This window comes from Pseudomonas sp. P1_F1_2 (assembly GCF_056405815.1).
Genome location: NZ_JBFUBK010000001.1, coordinates 51,484 through 72,874, shown reverse-complemented (window position 1 = coordinate 72,874; position 21,391 = coordinate 51,484). Strand labels below are relative to the sequence as shown.

General features: G+C 58.7%; 19 protein-coding genes. 10 read left to right on the top strand and 9 right to left on the bottom strand.

The window, feature by feature from the left end; genetic code table 11:
• Positions 1-45: 45 nt before the first annotated feature.
• The 6 genes from cysG to AC1D2P_RS00280 form a co-directional block, all read right to left on the bottom strand.
• A complete protein-coding gene (gene cysG, locus AC1D2P_RS00305) occupies positions 46-1,440 on the bottom strand; it encodes a siroheme synthase CysG (protein WP_109786594.1) in 1,395 nt (464 codons plus the stop codon).
• Positions 1,441-2,721, bottom strand: a complete 1,281-nt coding sequence (gene serS, locus AC1D2P_RS00300) for a serine--tRNA ligase (RefSeq protein ID WP_477758198.1) — start codon at positions 2,719-2,721, stop codon at positions 1,441-1,443. It abuts the gene before it with no gap.
• Positions 2,722-2,737: 16 nt separating this feature from the next.
• Positions 2,738-3,112: a fluoride efflux transporter CrcB gene (gene crcB / locus AC1D2P_RS00295; protein WP_046032473.1), complete on the bottom strand. Its 375-nt coding sequence runs from the start codon at positions 3,110-3,112 to the stop codon at positions 2,738-2,740.
• Positions 3,112-4,434: a replication-associated recombination protein A gene (locus tag AC1D2P_RS00290; RefSeq protein ID WP_477758197.1), complete on the bottom strand. Its 1,323-nt coding sequence runs from the start codon at positions 4,432-4,434 to the stop codon at positions 3,112-3,114. Before AC1D2P_RS00290 ends, crcB begins: the two co-directional genes overlap by 1 nt.
• A 138-nt stretch (positions 4,435-4,572) precedes the next feature.
• Positions 4,573-5,196, bottom strand: a complete 624-nt coding sequence (lolA, locus tag AC1D2P_RS00285; protein ID WP_477758196.1) for an outer membrane lipoprotein periplasmic chaperone LolA — start codon at positions 5,194-5,196, stop codon at positions 4,573-4,575.
• A 79-nt stretch (positions 5,197-5,275) separates the two neighbouring features.
• Complete coding sequence (locus AC1D2P_RS00280) at positions 5,276-7,684, bottom strand: DNA translocase FtsK (protein ID WP_046032475.1); 2,409 nt, start codon at positions 7,682-7,684, stop codon at positions 5,276-5,278.
• Between the two features lie 307 nt (positions 7,685-7,991).
• Here AC1D2P_RS00280 and trxB point away from each other — a divergent pair, with 307 nt between their 5' ends.
• From trxB to infA, 4 genes are all read left to right on the top strand, one after another.
• The gene (trxB, locus tag AC1D2P_RS00275; RefSeq protein WP_477758194.1) at positions 7,992-8,951 is read left to right on the top strand and encodes a thioredoxin-disulfide reductase; all 960 of its coding nucleotides are present in this window, start codon (positions 7,992-7,994) and stop codon (positions 8,949-8,951) included.
• Positions 8,952-9,015: 64 nt separating this feature from the next.
• The gene (gene aat, locus AC1D2P_RS00270; RefSeq protein ID WP_223524416.1) at positions 9,016-9,696 is read left to right on the top strand and encodes a leucyl/phenylalanyl-tRNA--protein transferase; all 681 of its coding nucleotides are present in this window, start codon (positions 9,016-9,018) and stop codon (positions 9,694-9,696) included.
• A gap of 57 nt (positions 9,697-9,753) precedes the next feature.
• Positions 9,754-10,461: an arginyltransferase gene (locus tag AC1D2P_RS00265; RefSeq protein WP_046032478.1), complete on the top strand. Its 708-nt coding sequence runs from the start codon at positions 9,754-9,756 to the stop codon at positions 10,459-10,461.
• A 100-nt stretch (positions 10,462-10,561) separates the two neighbouring features.
• Positions 10,562-10,780: a translation initiation factor IF-1 gene (gene infA, locus AC1D2P_RS00260; protein ID WP_002553999.1), complete on the top strand. Its 219-nt coding sequence runs from the start codon at positions 10,562-10,564 to the stop codon at positions 10,778-10,780.
• 831 nt (positions 10,781-11,611) lie between these two features.
• On the opposite strand, the gene clpA is transcribed toward infA, so the two are convergent.
• The gene (gene clpA / locus AC1D2P_RS00255) at positions 11,612-13,882 is read right to left on the bottom strand and encodes an ATP-dependent Clp protease ATP-binding subunit ClpA (RefSeq protein WP_046032479.1); all 2,271 of its coding nucleotides are present in this window, start codon (positions 13,880-13,882) and stop codon (positions 11,612-11,614) included.
• Positions 13,883-13,912: 30 nt separating this feature from the next.
• Entirely contained in the window at positions 13,913-14,275 is a 363-nt protein-coding gene (gene clpS / locus AC1D2P_RS00250) for an ATP-dependent Clp protease adapter ClpS (RefSeq protein WP_046032480.1), read from the bottom strand.
• 267 nt (positions 14,276-14,542) lie between these two features.
• Between clpS and cspD the strand changes: the two genes are divergently transcribed.
• A complete protein-coding gene (gene cspD / locus AC1D2P_RS00245) occupies positions 14,543-14,833 on the top strand; it encodes a cold shock domain-containing protein CspD (RefSeq protein WP_046032618.1) in 291 nt (96 codons plus the stop codon).
• An 80-nt stretch (positions 14,834-14,913) separates the two neighbouring features.
• Here the strand turns inward: cspD and icd are convergent, their stop codons facing one another.
• Entirely contained in the window at positions 14,914-16,170 is a 1,257-nt protein-coding gene (gene icd / locus AC1D2P_RS00240) for an NADP-dependent isocitrate dehydrogenase (protein WP_017339594.1), read from the bottom strand.
• Here icd and AC1D2P_RS00235 point away from each other — a divergent pair.
• The 5 genes from AC1D2P_RS00235 (at position 16,169) to hflD (ending at position 21,386) form a co-directional block, all read left to right on the top strand.
• Complete coding sequence (locus AC1D2P_RS00235; RefSeq protein WP_109786596.1) at positions 16,169-16,396, top strand: hypothetical protein; 228 nt, start codon at positions 16,169-16,171, stop codon at positions 16,394-16,396. The two genes, icd and AC1D2P_RS00235, sit on opposite strands and share 2 nt — an antisense overlap.
• Positions 16,397-16,663: 267 nt before the next feature.
• A complete protein-coding gene (locus AC1D2P_RS00230) occupies positions 16,664-18,889 on the top strand; it encodes an NADP-dependent isocitrate dehydrogenase (RefSeq protein ID WP_109786597.1) in 2,226 nt (741 codons plus the stop codon).
• Positions 18,890-19,126: 237 nt separating this feature from the next.
• On the top strand, positions 19,127-19,573 hold the full coding sequence (locus tag AC1D2P_RS00225) for an NUDIX hydrolase (RefSeq protein WP_223522554.1): 447 nt from the start codon (positions 19,127-19,129) through the stop codon (positions 19,571-19,573).
• Positions 19,574-19,632: 59 nt separating this feature from the next.
• Entirely contained in the window at positions 19,633-20,766 is a 1,134-nt protein-coding gene (mnmA, locus tag AC1D2P_RS00220; protein ID WP_046032483.1) for a tRNA 2-thiouridine(34) synthase MnmA, read from the top strand.
• Entirely contained in the window at positions 20,763-21,386 is a 624-nt protein-coding gene (gene hflD / locus AC1D2P_RS00215; protein ID WP_046032484.1) for a high frequency lysogenization protein HflD, read from the top strand. Before mnmA ends, hflD begins: the two co-directional genes overlap by 4 nt.
• The last annotated feature ends 5 nt before the right edge of the window (positions 21,387-21,391 follow it).

Below are 21,391 nucleotides of genomic sequence, written 5' to 3'. Positions count from 1 at the left end.
AATTCATTCCCACGCAGAGCGTGGGAATGATCAGTTAGCCGGTTTCTAGACCTGCCCCTGAGCCCCTTCGAACCACGCCAGTTTCTCGCGCAGTTGCACCACTTCGCCCACGATCACCAGCGTCGGCGCATGCACTTCATGCTCCGCCACCAACTGTGGCAAATCCGCCAAGGTACCGGTGAATACACGCTGATTAACGGTGGTGCCCTGCTGGATCAACGCTGCCGGGGTGTCCGCCCCGCGACCGTGCTTGATCAATTGCTCGCAGATGATCGGCAAGCCCACCAGGCCCATGTAGAACACCAACGTCTGCGCCGGCGCGACCAGATCGGCCCACGGCAGATCGGTGGAACCGTCCTTCAAATGTCCGGTAACAAATCGCACGGACTGCGCGTAATCGCGGTGAGTCAACGGAATTCCGGCATAGGCCGCGCAACCGCTGGCCGCCGTGATACCCGGCACCACCTGGAACGGGATGCCCTGGGCCGCCAGCTCTTCGATCTCTTCACCGCCGCGACCGAAGATGAACGGATCACCGCCCTTCAACCGCACTACACGCTTGCCGGCCTTGGCCAGGACCACCAATTGCTGGTTGATCTGATCCTGCGGCACAGCGTGATCGGCGCGGCGCTTGCCGACGTAGACCCGCTCGGCGTCGCGGCGGCACAACTCCAGAATCGCCGGCGCCACCAGACGGTCGTACAGCACCACATCGGCTTGCTGCATCAGGCGCAGCGCCTTGAACGTCAGCAGATCGGGATCCCCCGGGCCTGCGCCCACCAGATATACCTCACCGGTGGTCACTGGCGCCTCGCCATCGACTTTCGCTTGCAGCAGACGCTTGGCTTCGGCGCCCTGTCCGGCTAGCTGGCGGTCGGCAATCGGCCCCTGGAATACGTCTTCCCAGAACGCGCGGCGCTGCTGCACATCCGGGAACAGTTTTTTCACCTGATGGCGAAAGCCAGCGGCCAGTCCGGCCAGATGACCATAAGTGGAAGGAATCCAGGTTTCGATCTTGGCGCGGATCAAGCGTGCCAACACCGGCGCATCGCCGCCGCTGGACACGGCAATAATCAAGGGGGAACGATCGACAATCGCCGGGAAAATCACGCTGCACAGCGCAGGTGCATCTACCACATTGACCGGCACACACCGCCGATGAGCATCGGCGGAGACTTGTGCGTTCAACGATTCGTCGTCGGTGGCGGCAATGATCAGCCCGCAACCGTCCAGATCCGCCTCGATGTAACCACGCAATAGGCACTCGCCACCGCTGCCGGCAACCAGTTCGCGCAGTTGCAGTTCGATTTCAGGTGCAACCACCCGCAGCAGCGCACCGGCATCGGCCAGCAGGCGGGATTTGCGCAAGGCAATTTCCCCCCCACCGACGACCAACACACGACTGCCGCGCAGGTTGTGAAACAGCGGCAGATAGTTCATTTAGCCGATGACCTCAATGCCACCCATGTATGGCTTCAGCACTTCTGGCACACGGATCGAACCGTCGGCCTGCTGATAGTTTTCCAGCACCGCGACCAGGGTACGACCGACTGCCAGRCCAGAACCGTTCAGGGTGTGAACCAGCTCAGGCTTGCCGGTTTCCGGGTTGCGGAAACGCGCTTGCATACGACGGGCCTGGAAGTCGCCGCAGTTGGAGCACGACGAAATCTCGCGGTATTTGTCCTGGCTCGGAATCCACACTTCCAGGTCGTAGGTCTTGACCGCGCTGAAGCCCATGTCGCCGGTGCACAGCGCCAGGGTCCGGTAAGGCAGTTCCAGCAGTTGCAGGACTTTCTCGGCGTTGGCGGTCAGGCCTTCCAGTGCTTCCATCGAGGTCGATGGCTCAACGACCTGGACCATTTCGACTTTGTCGAACTGGTGCTGACGGATCATGCCGCGCGTATCACGACCCGACGCACCGGCTTCACTGCGGAAGCATGGCGTGTGGGCAACGAATTTGATCGGCAGCAGTTTCGAATCGACGATTTCGCCGGCCACGATGTTGGTCAGCGACACTTCAGCAGTCGGGATCAGGTACAGATCGGCTTCGCCTTCGCGAGTGATCTTGAACAGGTCTTCTTCGAATTTCGGCAACTGACCGGTGCCTTGCAATGCCGGGGCCTGAACCAGATAAGGCGTGTAAGCCTCTTCGTAGCCGTGCTCGGTGACGTGCAGGTTGATCATGAACTGCGCCAGGGCGCGGTGCAGACGGGCAATCGGGCCACGCAACAGGGCGAAACGCGCACCCGACAGCTTGGCGGCGGTTTCGAAGTCCAGCCAGCCGAACTTTTCGCCCAGGGCGACGTGGTCCTGAACCGGGAAATCGAAGGCGGTCGGAGTGCCCCAGCGGCGCACTTCGACGTTGCCGTCTTCGTCATCGCCAACCGGCACCGATTCGTGCGGCAGGTTCGGGATGCCCAGCAGGATCGAATCCAGATCGGTCTGGATCGCGTCCAGCTCGACTTTACCAGCGCTCAATTCGTTCGCCATGCGCTCGACATCCGCCATCAACGGCGAGATGTCTTCACCGCGCTGCTTGGCCTGACCGATGGATTTGGAACGGGCATTACGTTCAGCCTGCAGTGCTTCGGTGCGGGTCTGGACGGTCTTGCGCTGTTCTTCCAGCGCTTCGATGCGCGCAACATCCAGCACAAAGCCACGGGATGCCAGGCGGTCCGCTACGTCCTGAAGGTTGCTACGTAACAGTTTGGAATCGAGCATGTCGGTTTCTCGTTTATCAAAGTTTGGTCAAGGACAGGCCGGCCCAGGTGGCAAGCAGCCCGCCGAATACGCTGAGCGTCGCATAGCCCAGGGCCAGCGGCACTTGCCCGCTTTCCAGCAAGCGCACCGTATCCAGTGAAAAGGATGAAAAAGTAGTCAGCCCTCCGAGGAAGCCGACGATCAACCCGGCACGCACCTCAAACGGCACCTCCGGGCGTATCAAAAACAGACCGTATAGAACGCCGATCAGCAAACAGCCCACGATATTAACGGCCAGCGTCGCGGTATAGAAGTGCCGCGGCCAATTAGCGTTGATCCAGTTGCCCGTGGCAAAGCGCAACAACGTACCGGCCATCCCGCCGACGGAAACCGCAACGATCACTGGAAGCACTATTTTCTCCGCTGCCGGGGGCTTAAACGATCGAGTTTGGCCAGGTGATTGAGCTTTTCACCAATCTTCAATTCCAGGCCACGCGGCACCGGCTGATAGAACGGAATCGGGTCCAGCTCTTCCGGGAAATAATCTTCGCCGGCGGCATAGGCGTCCGGTTCATCGTGGGCATAGCGGTATTCATCGCCATAACCCAACTGCTTCATCAGTTTGGTCGGCGCATTGCGCAGATGCAGCGGCACCTCCAGCGAGCCGTGTTCGGCGGCGGCGCGCAGTGCGGTCTTGAAGCCCATATACACCGCATTGCTTTTCGGCGCACAAGCCAGATAGGTGATGGCCTGGGCCACCGCCAGCTCGCCTTCGGGGCTGCCCAGACGCTCCTGCACTTCCCACGCCGCCAGGCACAGGCTCAGGGCGCGCGGGTCGGCGTTGCCAATGTCTTCGCTGGCCATGCGCACCACACGCCGCGCCAGGTACAGCGGATCRCACCCGCCGTCGATCATCCGCGCAAACCAATACAGCGCGCCATCGGGGTTGGAACCCCGTACGGATTTATGCAGCGCCGAAATCTGGTCGTAGAACGCTTCGCCGCCCTTGTCGAAACGTCGACGGGTATCGCCGAGCAGACTTTGCAGCAGGTCGGTACCGATCTCGCCGTTGTCTTCGGCCAGGTCAGAGGCATTTTCCAACAGGTTGAGCAGCCGCCGGCCATCGCCATCGGCGGCAGACAACAGCATCTGGAAGCCTTCATCGCTGAGGCTCAGTTGCCGTTTGCCCAGACCACGCTCTTCAGTCAGTGCGCGTTGCACCAACTTGCGCAGGGCCGCTTCGTCGAGGCTTTTGAGCACATAGACGCGTGCCCGGGAGAGCAACGCGTTATTGAGTTCGAAAGAGGGGTTTTCGGTGGTCGCACCAATGAAAATCAACGTGCCGTCTTCAACGTACGGCAGGAATGCATCCTGCTGCGATTTGTTGAAGCGGTGCACCTCATCAACGAACAGGATGGTGCGCCGGCCGTACTGCCCGGCCTGTTGCTTGGCGATTTCCACCGCCTGACGGATTTCCTTGACGCCGGCCAGCACGGCCGAGACCGTTTCGAAGTGCGCATCCGAGACTTCCGCCAACAGCCGCGCCAGGGTGGTTTTGCCCACACCCGGCGGGCCCCAGAAAATCATCGAGTGCAGGGCTCCCTGCTCCAGGGCTTCGCGCAATGGCTTGCCGCGAGCGAGCAGGTGTTCCTGACCGACGTACTCGTCCAGATTGGCTGCTCGCAAGCGAGCGGCCAAGGGTTGAGCGATCGGGGCACTGCGAAACAGGTCCATGACGTACTGTTGAAACCTCTATTTTGCCGATCATTAACCCTGTAGGAGTGAGCCTGCTCGCGATAGCGCTGGGTCAGACAGTGAAGCGGTGACTGACCCATCGAATCGCGAGCAGGCTCGCTCCTACAGGTTAAGCGTTTATTCCTGGATTACATCGGCACCCTTGGGGATGTCGAACTTGAACTTGGACGCAGGAACCGCTTCGTTGGCCTTCACGCCGGTGAACAGGATATTGGTGCGCTGACCGACGCTGTCGATCATTTGCATGTCGTTGAGCAAACCATTGCGGAACGACAGGCGCAGGCTGTCGAACAAGGTGTCCTTGGTTTTCGGCTTCAAGGTGAAATCAATCACGCCGCCGGCTTCCTTGGCGCTGATCTCGAAGCTCTGGCTGATCTTCGACACATCACCGGACAGCAGCAGCGCCGGGGTCTGGGTCAGGCGTTCATCGAGCTTCTTGATGGTGGCCTGTTCCAGATCCGGGTCCCACAAGGTGACTTTCTTGCCATCGGAGACCATGGTCTGCTCGGCCGGCGCATTGGTGTGCCAGTAGAACAGGCCCGGACGCTGCAGGGTCATGTCACCAGTGGTTTCTTGCAGCTGGGTGCCACTGCCATCGAGGGTCAACTGGGAGAAGCGTGCGGTCAGGGTCTGGGATTTTTCCAGCAATTGAGTCAAACGCGCCACGTCTTTGTCATCGGCGTGGGCCGAGAGCGTGGTCAAAGCCAGTACCGGCAGCAACAGCATGCGGATAAGACGCATGGGAGTCCTCATAACATTCGTGGGGGATCGGGTGGCGCATCTGCGTCACCCGCTTTTCAATTCAAGGAGGCAATTCAAATCAGTCGCGTACCGGGCCAGGCGCCAGGACTTCACGCGAACCGTTGGTGTTCATGGACGTCACGACCCCGGCCATTTCCATGGCTTCGATCATGCGTGCGGCGCGGTTGTAGCCAATTTTCAGTTTGCGCTGAACCGCAGAAATGGACGCACGACGGCTTTCCAGGACGAACTGCACTGCTTCGTCGTACAACGCGTCGGCTTCCGGATCGTCGCCGTCGCCGCCACCGCTGCTGCCTTCGAAGCCACTGCCGGCCTCTTCGACACCGTTGAGGATGTCGTCGTTGTATTCAGGTGCACCGCGCAGCTTCCAGGCTTCCACGACGCGGTGAACTTCATCATCGGACACGAATGCGCCGTGAACACGAATCGGCAGGCTGGTGCCAGGCGGCATATACAACATGTCACCATGACCCAGCAGTTGCTCGGCGCCACCCTGGTCGATGATGGTCCGGGAGTCGATCTTGCTCGACACCTGGAACGCCATGCGCGTGGGGATGTTGGCCTTGATCAGGCCGGTGATCACGTCAACCGACGGACGCTGGGTCGCGAGGATCAAGTGGATACCGGCGGCACGAGCCTTCTGGGCGATACGGGCGATCAGCTCTTCCACCTTCTTGCCGACGATCATCATCATGTCGGCAAATTCGTCGACGACCACGACGATGGTCGGCAGCTTGGTCAGCAGCGGGGCTTCGTCGTGAATGCTTTCGCGCTTGTACAACGGATCGGTCAGCGGCGTGCCGGCGTCCTGGGCTTCCTTGACCTTGGCGTTGAAGCCGGACAGGTTACGCACGCCCATCTTCGCCATCAGTTTGTAGCGACGCTCCATCTCCGCCACGCTCCAGCGCAGGGCGTTGGCCGCGTCCTTCATGTCGGTCACGACGGGGCACAGCAAATGCGGAATGCCTTCGTAGATCGACAGTTCAAGCATTTTCGGGTCAATCATGATCAGCTTGGCGTCTTCCGGGCCAGACTTGAACAGGATCGACAGGATCATGGCGTTCACACCCACCGACTTACCGGAACCGGTGGTACCCGCCACCAGCAGGTGAGGCATTTTTGCCAGGTCAGTGATGACCGGCTTGCCACCGATGTCATGACCCAGGGCCAGGGTAACCGGCGATTTGAAGTTGTCGTACTCGGGCGTCGACAGTACTTCGGAAAAGCGCACGATCTGGCGGTCTTCATTGGGAATCTCGATACCGACGGTGGTCTTGCCGGGAATCACCTCAACCACACGCACGCTGGTCACGGCCAGGGAACGCGCCAGGTCTTTCGCCAGGTTGGAAATGCGGCTGACTTTCACACCGGCGGCCGGTTGAATTTCGTAACGGGTAATCACCGGGCCCGGGTGAATCGAATCCACCGTGACTTCGACGCCGAACTCCTTGAGCTTGATTTCCAGCAAATGGCCAACCGCGGCCAGGGATTCGGGCGAGTAATTGAGTTGTTTTTTTTCTGCGGGGTCGAGAATCGAGATCGGCGGCAAGGTGCCTTCCACCGCACTGTCGACGAACAATGGGGCCTGTTTCTCTTTTTCCACACGCTTGCTCGGTGCCACCGGCTTCGGCGGGGCTGGCGCGATGACGGGTGGTACCTGCTTTTCGCGTTCCGACATGTGCTTGCTCAGGGCCTGCTCACGTTCGATCAGGCGCTCCTTGACCTTGGCCTGCTCGCGCTTGTCGGTGACGGTCGGCGCGACCACGTCATGGACGCGATCATCAACTTCACGCAGCTGCGCAACCAGTTGCTTGCGCTCGGTACGAGCCGCCCACCAGCGATTGGCCGCGCCCTGGAACAGCTCGAACAGGTCGAGGGTAATCTTGCCGGTGACGTCCATCACCTTGAACCACGACAGGTCGGTGAACACCGTCAGGCCGAACAGGAACAGCGCGATGAACAGCAGTGTGCTGCCCTGGATATTCAGCGCATTCCTGGCCAGATCGCCGAGGCTTTCGCCCAAAGCACCGCCAGCGCCCGCCGGCAGACCGGTGGCAGCGTGAAAATGGATGTGCGCCAACGCCGCGCCGGACAGCACCAGGAACACCAGGCCGATCAGGCGCCAGGAGAACAGCCAGCCACTCCATTGCCACGGCTCGTGACGCTGACGGAAGATCTGATACACCTTGACCGCCAGCAGCAACGGGAAAATGTAGGCGAAGTAACCCAGCACCATGAACAGGATGTCGGCGCTGTAGGAACCAGCCGGCCCCCCGAAGTTCTGCACGTCATCAATCTTGCTGTTATGGCTCCAGCCCGGATCGTCCTTGCCGTAGGTCAGCAAGGCCATCATCAGGAACAGGCACAAGGCACCGATGGCGATCAATGCACCTTCCTTGAGCCGGTAGTGCAAATGCTGGCGCCAGAGTGGAACGACTGTTTTGGGTGCTGCGGTGGATTTCTTCAAAACGCTACTTTTCCTGCGCCTGGGGCGCGTCCATCTGTTGAAAGACTATAAAAAACTGCCCAATCCAGGCAGGTAAAAAAGTTAACAGGCGCAACTGGGACTACTTTTAACACTGCACCCCGTCTTTTATAAACACGGCGCGCACTGCTTATTTTGTTACAACCCTCTATACAGGCAGGCATTGTACGGGTTTGTTCGTTCGATGCCATGCTTGTGGCGCTAGGTGTAGCATAGTCAAAAGCACCATGATATGCGTTCAATTTGAGCATGCATTCTCTTTTGTGACAAAGGCTTATGAGGTGTTTTTATGAGCAAAGCGAAGCATTCACGCCTGATCATTCTGGGTTCCGGCCCTGCCGGTTACAGCGCAGCCGTTTATGCCGCCCGCGCCAACCTCAAACCCGTTGTCATTACCGGCATACAGGCCGGTGGCCAGCTCACCACCACCGTCGAAGTCGACAACTGGCCCGGCGATGCCGAAGGACTCACCGGCCCGGTATTGATGGAGCGCATGCAACGCCACGCCGAACGCTTTGACACAGAGATCGTTTACGACCACATCCATACCGCCAAGTTGCAACAACGCCCCTTCGAACTGATCGGCGACGGCGGCACCTACACCTGCGACGCACTGATAATCGCCACTGGCGCTTCGGCGCAATACCTGGGACTGCCCTCGGAAGAGACATTTGCCGGCAAAGGGGTTTCAGCCTGCGCCACGTGCGACGGTTTCTTCTATCGCAATCAGGTGGTCGCAGTGGTCGGCGGCGGCAATACCGCTGTCGAGGAAGCCTTGTATCTGTCGAACATCGCCAAGGAAGTCCATTTGATTCACCGTCGCGATAAGTTGCGCTCGGAAAAGATCCTGCAGGACAAACTGTTCGAAAAAGCCGCCAACGGCAACATTCGCCTGCATTGGAACCAGCATCTGGATGAAGTGTTGGGTGACGCCAGCGGAGTGACTGGCGCCCGACTGCGCGACAGCCTCACTGGCGAAACCCGTGAATTGGCGCTGGCCGGCGTATTCATTGCCATCGGCCACAAACCCAATACCGATCTGTTTATCGATCAGTTGCCCATGCGCGACGGTTATCTGCGGGTCAGGAGCGGCAACGACGGCGACGCCACCGCCACCGAAATCCCCGGCGTGTTTGCCGCCGGCGATGTCGCCGATCACGTTTACCGCCAAGCCGTCACGTCGGCCGGGGCTGGCTGCATGGCCGCGCTGGATGCCGAGAAATACCTCGACGACATTCCCGCCGTTTAACGGCACACTTTAAGGCGGGCCTAGCAGCCCGCCACCGCCCTCCCCTTCTGCAAGCCCGGATGCCATGCTGACTTGGTTACAACGCAATACCCTGACCTTCCCCCCACTGGAAAAAGCCATGCGCGACCCCAACGGGCTGCTGGCGGCGGGTGGCGATCTGTCTGCCGATCGTCTGATTCAAGCCTATCGCCACGGTTGTTTTCCGTGGTTTTCCGAGGGCCAGCCCATTCTCTGGTGGTCGCCAGATCCACGCACCGTGCTGTTTCCCGACGAACTGCATGTTTCCCGCAGCCTGGCCAAATTTCTGCGTCAACAGCGCTATACCGTGACCTTCGATCAGGATTTCACCGCCGTCATCCGCGCGTGCGCCGCACCGCGTGATTACGCCGACGGCACCTGGATCACCCAGGCCATGCAAGACGCTTACACTGAACTGCACAGGCGTGGCCATGCCCATTCGGTGGAAGTCTGGGATCAGGACGAGCTGGTCGGCGGACTCTACGGCCTGGCGATGGGACAGCTGTTCTTCGGCGAGTCCATGTTCAGCCGAGCCGATAACGCCTCGAAATTTGGTTTTGCGACGCTCGTACGGCACCTGAAAGACTCGGGGTTTGTGCTGATCGACTGCCAGATGCCGACCGACCATCTGCACAGCCTTGGCGCCCGGGCGATTCCTCGCCGTGAATTTGCCGGCTATCTGGCGCAACACCTGGATCAACCCAACCGCGCCACATGGGTTTCCTGAGCGGCTTTTGCGCGTGTGGCTTACACTTAATTCACAAGCTTATTCCGAGGGTTGATCATGACCGAGTTGGCGCGTTTGAAGTTTTATGCCACTCAGCCCCACTCTTGCAGCTATCTGCCAGATGAACAGGCCACGACCCTGTTTCTCGACCCTAGCCAGCCCATGGACGTGCATGTCTACGCAGATTTGTCTGAAATGGGTTTTCGGCGCAGCGGCGATCATCTCTACCGGCCTCATTGCCAAAACTGCAATGCGTGCGTGCCGGCGCGCATCCCCGTGGCGCAATTCACCCCCAACCGCCAACAGAAACGTATCTTCAAACGCAACGCCGACCTGCAGGTCCGCCCCGCCAGGGCACAGTTCAGCGAAGAGTATTTCGACCTCTATCAGCGCTACATCGAACAGCGTCACGCCGACGGCGATATGTACCCGCCGAGTCGCGATCAGTTTTCGACCTTCCTGGTTCGCGACCTGCCGTTCTCGCGCTTCTATGAGTTTCGCCTTGAAGGCCGACTGCTCGCGGTAGCCGTCACCGATTTACTGCCCAACGGTCTGTCGGCGGTTTATACCTTTTACGAACCCGATGCAGAACGCCGTAGCCTGGGGCGATACGCGATCCTCTGGCAGATTGCCGAGACCCGACGCCTCGGACTGGAAGCCGTCTACCTCGGCTACTGGATCAAAAACTGCAAAAAAATGAGCTACAAGACACAATATCGCCCAATCGAGCTGCTGATTAATCAACGCTGGGTCATCCTGAACTAGAACCCCTTGGCTTAAACCCCATTTTTCGGGCACAATGCACGCCGCTTTTGCCTGGCGCAGTTGCACCGGGCCATTCATTGGACACCGAGGGCTTTACTGCATGTCGAAAGAAGACAGCTTCGAAATGGAAGGCACTGTCGTCGACACCCTGCCCAACACCATGTTTCGTGTGGAGTTGGAAAATGGGCACGTCGTAACCGCGCATATCTCCGGCAAGATGCGCAAGAACTACATTCGTATTCTTACCGGCGACAAAGTGCGCGTCGAGCTGACGCCCTATGACTTGAGCAAAGGGCGCATCACTTACCGCGCTCGCTAATCAAGTCAATACAAAACGCCCGGTTTCTGCCGGGCGTTTTTGTTTGCCTGCGATTTGGTGGGGTTTTGGGTTTTGGGTTTTGGGTTTTGGGTGTATATCCGTTGCTGCGGTGATGGCTGATTATGGTTTCGCTCTTACAGCGAGTCCCTTTTTCAAACGCCAAAAAGGAACCAAAAGGCTTTGCCCCGGCGTACGGCACTTCGCTAAAGCTCAGTGTTCCCTCGCTACGGTATCCATCAGGGGACATCGCCTACGGTCTGCTTCGCTACGACCTCCTCTCGATGTGTGCGGCTTCGCCGCACGGCGCTACGCGCCTAATCCCCTGATGAACACCTACGCTCGGCCTGCCGAAGGGGCAAAAGATCAAAATCAAGATCAACGTCAAAAACCAAAGTCAAAGCAAGATCAAAGATCGCAACCTTCGTCAGCTCCTACATGGAGTTCACGCACACCCGCAAGAGGCCGGCTATCAGGCCGCCTCGGCTGATTTTGATCTGCCCGCCCCTTCGGGAGGCTGAGTGGAGGTATTCATCTGGGGATTGGCGCGCAGCGCCGTTCGACGCAGTCGAACACATTGCATGTAGGTCGTAGCGAAGCAGACCGGAGGGCAATGCCCCAAGATGGATACCGGAGCGAAGGAACGCCGAGCCCAAGCGAGGGGCCGGACGCTCGGGGCGAGCGTTTTTTTGCTTACTTTTTTTAGGCGCTTGTAAAAAAAGTGAGTCGCCGTAAGGGCGAAACCCTAAGCAGCCGTTACCGCAGCAACGGATATACACCAAATCTAATAGACAACAAAAAGGCGCCCGAAGGCGCCTTTTCGCTTTACAGCCGTCAGGCCATTTCAGCCGTGGTCTCGAACTCGAAGGTCAGCTCGCCGTCCTTCAGGTCGATGTGCACCACGCCACCATGGTCGGCCAGTTCGCCAAAGAGGATCTCTTCGGCCAGCGGACGCTTGATCTTGTCCTGGATCAAACGCGCCATTGGTCGAGCGCCCATTGCCGTGTCGTAACCACCTGCTGCCAGCCAACTGCGCGCGGCGTCCGTTACTTCCAGCTGCACGCGCTTGTCTTCCAGCTGCGCCTGAAGCTCGGTAAGGAACTTGTCCACCACGCTCTTGATGACCTCGTGACTGAGGCGACCAAACTGGATAATGGTGTCCAGACGGTTGCGGAACTCCGGCGTGAAGCTTTTCTTGATCACTTCCATCGCATCGGACGAGTGGTCCTGGTGCGTGAAACCAATCGAAGCACGCGCAGCTGTTTCGGCACCGGCGTTGGTCGTCATGATGACGATCACGTTACGGAAATCCGCCTTGCGCCCGTTGTTATCGGTCAGCGTACCGTGGTCCATGACCTGCAGCAGCAGGTTGAAGACTTCCGGGTGCGCCTTCTCGATTTCATCGAGCAACAGCACGCAGTGAGGCTGCTTGGTGATGGCTTCGGTCAGCAGGCCGCCCTGATCGAACCCGACATAACCCGGAGGTGCACCGATCAGACGCGATACGGTGTGGCGCTCCATGTACTCGGACATGTCGAAACGAACCAGCTCGATGCCCAACGCCTTGGCCAACTGACGCGCCGCTTCGGTTTTACCGACACCGGTCGGCCCTGCGAACAGGAACGAACCGACAGGCTTGTCAGGCGACTTGAGGCCGGCACGGGACAGTTTGATCGCCGTCGACAACGAATCGATGGCGGCATCCTGGCCAAATACGGTCAGCTTCAGGTCACGCTCAAGGTTACGCAGCAGCTCTTTGTCGGAGCTGGTGACGTGCTTAGGCGGAATCCGCGCGATTTTCGCAACGATGTCCTCGACCTGAGGCACCTCGATGCGCTTCACACGTTTCTCGATCGGTTGCAGACGCTGATAGGCGCCCGCCTCGTCGATCACGTCAATGGCCTTGTCCGGCATGTGACGGTCATTGATATAGCGCGAAGCCAGTTCAGCCGCCGCACGCAGCGCTTCATCACTGTATTCGATGTTGTGGTGTGCCTCGAAACGGCCTTTCAGGCCGCGCAGGATGCCAATGGTGTCTTCCACCGAAGGCTCCGACACATCGACTTTCTGGAAGCGCCGGGCCAAGGCACGGTCCTTCTCGAAAATCCCGCGAAATTCCTGGAACGTAGTCGAACCGATGCAACGGATATCACCCGAGGACAGCAGCGGCTTGAGCAGGTTCGAGGCATCCATGACGCCACCGGACGCGGCACCTGCACCGATGATGGTGTGGATTTCGTCGATGAACAGGATCGCCTGCGGACGTTTTTTCAGTTCATTGAGCAGCGCCTTGAAGCGCTTCTCGAAATCGCCACGGTATTTAGTCCCGGCCAGCAAGGCGCCCAAGTCGAGGGAATACACCACGCTGTTGGCCAGAAGGTCCGGCACCTGGTTGTCGACAATGCGCTTGGCCAGGCCTTCGGCAATCGCGGTTTTACCCACGCCCGCCTCGCCCACCAACAGCGGATTGTTTTTGCGACGACGCGCCAGAATCTGAGCAACGCGCTCGACTTCCAGCTCACGACCTACCAATGGATCAATTCGACCCTGGCGCGCAAGTTCATTGAGATTGCTGGCATAAGCATCCAGCGGATTGCCTGAAGAAGAAGACTCACCGCCCTCGTCGTCCTGCATATCTTGCTCACCTTCAGAGTGATCGCCATGCCCCGGCACTTTGGAAATGCCATGAGCGATGTAGTTGACGACATCAATGCGCGCTACGCTCTGCTGTTTCAGCAGAAACACCGCCTGACTCTCTTGCTCACTGAAGATCGCGACCAGCACGTTGGCGCCAGTCACTTCACGCTTGCCCGAGCTCTGTACGTGGAACACAGCACGCTGCAGTACACGCTGGAAGCCCAGGGTTGGCTGGGTTTCACGATCCTCGTCATGCACGGGGATCAAAGGCGTGGTGGAGTCAATGAACTCCTGCAGGTCATGCTTGAGTTTGTCGAGGTTTGCGCCGCAGGCACGCAAAACGGTGGCGGCAGCCTCATTGTCCAATAGGGCCAGCAGGAGATGTTCGACGGTCATGAACTCATGACGCTTCGAACGAGCCTCCTTGAAGGCAAGATTGAGGGTGACTTCGAGCTCGCGGTTTAACATAGCTTCACCTCATACCCAAGTGGTCGGCGATTAACCGTCCTTCTCGATTTCACAGAGTAGCGGATGCTGGCTTTCCCTGGCGTACTGGTTGACCTGCATGGCCTTTGTCTCGGCGATGTCGCGGGTAAACACTCCACATACTGCCCGTCCTTCTGTATGGACGGCCAGCATGACCTTGGTCGCCAGCTCGCGATTCAGGTTAAAAAACACCTCGAGCACTTCGACGACGAAATCCATCGGCGTGTAGTCATCGTTGAACAAAACCACCTTGTACATCGGCGGCGCCTGTAACGCAGGCTTTGCCTCCTGAACAGCAATACCCGCTGAATCGTCGTCGTGTGAATCAGGGCGATCCTGATTGAATGTTAGTCGAATCTGGCTGATTGCATGCATGGAAAGAAAGGTTCGTCAGTTGTGCGAATACAGTGGTGGGGGCGGCTATGGACGATTTCAACACCGACCGCCCGGTCACCTTGACTATCGGGAAAACGGTGTTACAACCAATAGAGCCCACAGTGGGTAAAAAAGGTCCGCGGAGTCAATCTTAATTCCAAGATTAGACTGCGGATGTACTGGATGATACTCCAGTGATGGAGTCTGTTGCAGAGGGAGTTGGGTATGTCAGGTGTCAAGGGTCATGAGCCGGTTGCTAAAGGCACTATAGAAAACAAGGGTGACAAGCCAGCAGCCAAAGGCACTGTAAAAGGCAAGGTCAAATGGTTCAACAATGCCAAGGGTTATGGCTTCATCAATAAGGATGGTGATAGCGAAGACCTCTTCGCCCATTATTCAGCCATCAAGATGGACGGATATAAAACCCTGAAAGCCGGGCAAGCTGTCGTATTCGATATCATCCAGGGCCCCAAAGGCCTGCACGCGATCAACATCGGCAACCCCGTGGATGTCTTGAATACCGACGCGCCTGCAGTGCAACAGACCGTGACAGCCTAAGACCGCAGCGTCATCCAGTCATAAAAAAACCGCCCGACTCAATCACTTGAATCAGGCGGTTTTTGTGTGCCTGCGTTTTCTTACATATGCGAGATCAGCGCATCGCCAAACCCGGAAGACGAAACCAGCTTCGCGCCTTCCATCAGACGTTCGAAGTCATAGGTCACGGTCTTGGCGGAAATCGCGCCGTTGGTGCCCTTGATGATCAGATCAGCCGCTTCGGTCCAGCCCATGTGACGCAGCATCATTTCAGCCGACAGGATCAGCGAACCCGGGTTGACCTGGTCCTTGCCAGCGTACTTCGGCGCAGTACCGTGGGTCGCTTCGAACATGGCAATGGTGTCGGACAGGTTGGCACCCGGTGCGATACCGATGCCGCCCACTTCCGCCGCCAGGGCGTCGGAGAGGTAGTCGCCGTTCAGGTTCAGGGTCGCAATCACATCGTATTCGGCAGGGCGCAGCAGGATCTGCTGCAGCATGGCGTCAGCGATGGCGTCCTTGACGATGACGTTCTTGCCGGTTTTCGGGTTCTTGAACTGCATCCACGGACCGCCATCGAGCAGGGTCGCACCGAACTCTTCAGCCGCCACTTCGTAGGCCCATTCCTTGAAAGCACCTTCGGTGAACTTCATGATGTTGCCTTTGTGCACGATGGTCAGCGAGTCGCGGTCGTTGTCGACCACATACTGCAGAGCCTTGCGTGCCAGACGCTTGGTGCCTTGCAGCGAAACCGGCTTGATGCCGATACCGCAGTTTTCGTCGAAGCGGATCTTGGTGACGCCCATTTCATCTTTAAGGAACTTGATGACTTTGGTCGCTTCCGGCGAACCGGCTTTCCACTCGATACCGGCGTAAATGTCTTCCGAGTTCTCACGGAAGATCGTCATGTCGACATCGCCTGGCTTCTTGACCGGGCTTGGCACGCCTTCGAACCAGCGCACCGGGCGCAGGCAGACATACAGGTCGAGTTGTTGGCGCAGCGCCACGTTCAGCGAGCGGATGCCGCCGCCGACCGGAGTGGTCAGGGGGCCTTTGATGGAAACTACATAATCCTTGACCGCGTCCAGGGTTTCCTGGGGCAGCCAGGTGTCCTGATCGTAAACCTGAGTCGCTTTCTCCCCGGCGTAGACTTCCATCCAGGAAATTTTGCGCTCGCCGCCGTAAGCCTTCTTAACAGCAGCATCGACAACCTTGATCATGACCGGGCTGATATCAACACCAATACCATCGCCTTCAATGAAGGGGATGATCGGGTTGTTAGGAACATTGAGAGAATGGTCCGCGTTGACGGTGATTTTGTCGCCGACTGCTGGAACCTGAATCTTCTTGTATCCCATGCTGAACTCCATTGTTTGGATTGAACATCTGGCTTCGTTCGAGCGTAACCCAGTTAAATCGGCGCGCAAACCCTATGTTCCATCCATCTGCCGCAAAGCTGCATTACTTGCGAGCTACAAGCCTGAAAGCAAAGGGAAAAGCGCCAAACTCAAGCACGCCGAACGACTCTACGCCGCCCTCGCCCCTGCGACCTTTAGACCAATGGACGAGAATCGTTACTCATGAACCATCGGCAGATTGCCAGCTACCTATGTATAATGCCGCCGCTGACCAAAGGGTCACGACGACTGAGGGGCTCTATGACGAGACTTTCAGCCCGATAAGCCGGTCTGTTACCGCAGCCCGAACGCTTGACGCCCTACTGATGCACCCAACATCACAGCAACGAAACCTCGATATTCGGCTCATGGATGACTTTGAACGAACGCGCTTACCCGGCGCACCTCGAGTTTCTGCGCACGCTTTAGCAAAGAAGAGAGAGTTAATCCGAATATGCCCACCCGCTCGAAGATCATCTATACCTTCACCGACGAAGCCCCAGCCCTCGCCACCTATTCACTGTTGCCTATCGTAGAGGCCTTCACCGCCTCGGCTGATATCGCCGTTGAAACCCGCGATATCTCTCTTGCAGGACGCATTCTGGCCAGCTTCCCCGAGCAACTGGGTGACAAAGCCGTAGCCGACCACCTCGCCGAACTGGGCGACCTGGCCGTTACGCCTGAAGCCAACATCATCAAGCTGCCGAACATCAGTGCTTCCGTTCCTCAGCTGCAAGCAGCGATCAAGGAACTGCAAGCCCAGGGCTTCGCGCTTCCTGACTACCCGGAAACCGTGACCAGCGACGCCGACAAGCTCGCCAAGTCGCGCTACGACAAGATCAAGGGCAGCGCCGTGAACCCGGTTCTGCGCGAAGGCAACTCGGATCGCCGCGCACCACTGTCGGTCAAGAACTACGCTCGCAAGCACCCGCACAAAATGGGTGCCTGGGCTAAAGACTCCAAGTCTCACGTCGCGCACATGAGCACCGGCGATTTCTACGGCAGCGAAAAAGCCGCCCTGATCGATGCCGCTGACGCTGTAAAAATCGAGCTGATCGCTCAAGACGGCACCACCACCGTCCTGAAAGAAAAAACCACCGTACAAGCCGGTGAGATCCTCGATTGCGCAGTCATGAGCAAAAACGCTCTGCGCAGCTTCATTGCCGCCGAGATCGAAAGCGCCAAGCAACAAGGCGTGCTGCTGTCGGTTCACCTCAAAGCCACCATGATGAAGGTCTCCGACCCGATCATGTTCGGCCAGATCGTTGCCGAGTTCTATAAAGACGCACTGGCCAAGCACGCTGACGTGCTGGCACAGATCGGCTTCAACCTGAACAACGGCATTGGCGACCTGTACGCTCGCATCAAGGCCCTGCCGGCCGAGCAGCAAGCTCAGATCGAAGCTGACATTCAAGCGGTCTATGCCGTTCGTCCATCGTTGGCCATGGTCAACTCCGACAAAGGCATCACCAACCTGCACGTGCCGAGCGACGTGATCGTCGACGCCTCGATGCCGGCGATGATCCGTGACTCCGGCAAAATGTGGGGCACTGACGGCCAGCTGCACGACACCAAGGCTGTGATCCCGGATCGCTGCTACGCGACCATCTACCAGGCCGTCATCGAAGACTGCAAGGTAAACGGCGCTTTCGACCCAACCACCATGGGCAGCGTGCCAAACGTTGGCCTGATGGCGAAGAAAGCCGAAGAGTACGGCTCGCACGACAAGACCTTCCAGATCAAGGCCAACGGCGTTGTCCGCGTCACCGACGGCAAAGGCGCCCTGCTGCTGGAGCAATCGGTTGAAGCCGGCGACATCTTCCGCATGTGCCAGACCAAAGACGCGCCGATCCAGGACTGGGTCAAACTGGCCGTCAACCGCGCTCGCGCAAGCAGCACGCCAGCGATCTTCTGGCTGGACCCAATGCGCGCCCACGACGGCGTGATGATCGAGAAAGTTCAGGCCTACCTGAAGGATCACGACACTGCCGGTCTGGACATCCAGATCATGTCGCCGGTCGACGCAATGAAGTTCACCCTGCAGCGCACCCGCGAAGGCAAGGACACCATCTCGGTGACCGGCAACGTATTGCGCGACTACCTGACTGACCTGTTCCCGATCATGGAACTGGGCACCAGCGCCAAGATGCTGTCGATCGTTCCACTGATGAACGGTGGCGGTCTGTTCGAAACCGGCGCCGGTGGTTCGGCTCCGAAGCACGTTCAGCAGTTGCTGGAAGAAAACTTCCTGCGCTGGGATTCCCTGGGCGAGTTCCTGGCCCTGGCCGCATCCCTTGAGCACCTGGGTGTGACCTACAACAACCCTAAGGCGCTGGTTCTGGCCAAGACCCTGGACCAGGCCACCGGCCAGTTCCTGGACAACAACAAGTCGCCATCGCGCAAAGTCGGCAACATCGACAACCGCGGCAGCCACTTCTACCTGGCGCTGTACTGGGCTCAAGCCCTGACCGCCCAGACTGAAGACGCTGCACTGCAATCGCAGTTTGCGACCCTGGCCAAAACCCTGACCGAGAACGAAGCAACCATCGTTGCCGAACTCAACGCCGTTCAGGGCAAGCCAGTGGACATCGGCGGTTACTACCACGCCGACGCCGAGCTGATCAGCAAGGCCATGCGCCCGAGCGCAACCTTCAACGCGGCGGTTGCTGCGCTGGTTTAAGGTTGTAAGGGAACATCACAAACCCCGGCCCTGTGCCGGGGTTTGTGTTTCTGACATCACCACTTCTGTAGCAGCTGCCGAGCCCGCGAGGCTGCGTTTGGCTGCGAAGCGGCCACAAATCAGGCAATGTAGTGCTCCATGCCCCACCCGGCATGACTTCTTGCGATTACTGCGCAGTCGAACGCAGCCTCGCAAGCTCGGCAGCTGCTACCCCCTACAAAAAACCGAGGTATTTTCATGGACTGGAAACCCCACATCACCGTCGCCACGATCGTCGAGGATAACGGCCGCTTCCTGATGGTCGAGGAACACAAAGCCGGTCGCAACGTGCTGAACCAGCCCGCTGGCCACCTCGACCCGGACGAAACCCTGACCGAAGCCGCCATCCGCGAAACCCTCGAAGAAACCGGCTGGGACGTCGAGCCGACCGGCGTCGTCGGCATTTATCTCTATACCGCCCCCAGCAATGGCGTGACTTACCAGCGAGTCTGCTTCATTGCAAAACCGCTCAAGCACCACCCGGACTATCAATTGGACGACGGCATCGTCGGCGCCAAGTGGCTGACGCGTGACGAATTGCTGGAACAGCGCGCAAACTGGCGCAGTGAGCTGATCATCCGCTGTATCGATGATTATCTGGACGGCAATCACTTCAGTCTCGAACTGATCCGCCCTTCTCTTTAGCCTTGCGGGCTCCGGCCTGTTAGAATCGCGTCCTTTTTCAAGACACTCATTGAATCCCTATGCGTGATCCAGCCCCTTCTGACACACAAAAGAAGCGCGTCATTGTCGGTATGTCCGGCGGCGTGGACTCTTCCGTTTCCGCCCTCCTGCTGATCGAGCAGGGCTACGAGGTGGAAGGCCTGTTCATGAAGAACTGGGAAGAAGACGATGGAACGGAATACTGCACCGCCATGGACGACCTGGCGGATGCCCAGGCCGTGTGCGACAAAATTGGTATCAAGCTGCACACCGCCAACTTCGCCGCCGAGTACTGGGACAACGTGTTTGAGCACTTTCTGGCCGAATACAAGGCCGGCCGCACGCCAAACCCGGACATCCTGTGCAACCGTGAGATCAAGTTCAAGGCGTTCCTCGACTACGCCATGATGCTCGGTGCCGACCTGATTGCTACCGGCCACTACGTGCGCCGCCGCGATATCGACGGCCGCACCGAACTGCTCAAGGGCCTGGACGCGAACAAGGACCAGAGCTACTTCCTGCACGCCGTGGGCGGTGAACAGATTGCCAAGACCCTGTTCCCGGTCGGCGAACTGGAAAAACCCGAAGTACGCGCAATTGCCGAGAAATACGAGCTGGCGACCGCGAAGAAAAAGGACTCCACCGGCATCTGCTTTATCGGCGAACGCCGCTTCAGCGACTTCCTCAAGCAGTACCTGCCCGCGCAGCCTGGCGAGATCAAGACCACCGAAGGCGAAGTCATCGGCCGCCACCACGGCTTGATGTACCACACCATCGGTCAGCGCCAGGGCCTGGGCATCGGCGGCTTGAAAGACGCCAGTGACGAGCCATGGTACGTGCTGATCAAAGACCTGGAACACAACGAGCTTATTGTTGGCCAGGGCAATGACCACCCTTACCTGTTTTCCCGCGCCCTGCTCGCTTCGGACATCTATTGGGTCAACCCGATTGATTTGACCGAACCGCGCAAGTTGACCGCCAAGGTCCGCTACCGCCAAAGCGATCAGCCTTGCACGCTGGAGAAAACCGCCACCGGCTACCGCGCGACCTTCGATGACCCGCAGCGTGCGGTCACTCCAGGCCAGTCCGTGGTGTTCTATGACGGTGAAATCTGCCTCGGCGGTGGCGTGATCGAAATTGCAGAGCCGTGGACCAGCAAAGGCCAGCCTCAATGAGCCCGACCCAGGAGCAACTGACGGCACTGGGCGGCGTGTTTCTCGCCGCCGTCCTCGTCGACAAGATTGCCAAGAGCGGCCAGACCTCTGAAGCCGGCCTGACCTGCATGCTCGGCAGCCTGCTGATTCGCGACCCCAAGGACACGCTGGAAGTCTACGGCGGCGACGACCTCAACCTGCGCGAAGGTTATCGTGCACTGATCGGCGCCCTGGAGCGCGACCCGAGCGCCCTGCAACGCGAACCGTTGCGTTACGCGCTGGCGATGCTGGGGCTGGAGCGCCAGCTGGCCAAACGTGGCGACATGCTGGACGCGATCGGCAAGCGCTTGCCGCAGATTCAATCCCAGGTCGAACACTTCGGCCCCGCTCATGAAAACGTGATCGCCGCGTGCGGCGCGTTGTATCAGGACACTTTGAGCACACTGCGCCAACGCATCCAGGTCCATGGCGACATGCGCAACCTGCAGCAACCGAGCAACGCCTCGAAGATCCGCGCCCTGTTGCTGGCCGGTATTCGTTCGGCGCGCTTGTGGCGACAGTTGGGCGGTCACCGCTGGCAGCTGGTGATCAGCCGCCGCAAATTGCTCAAAGAGCTTTACCCGTTGATGCGTAACGAATAACTCGC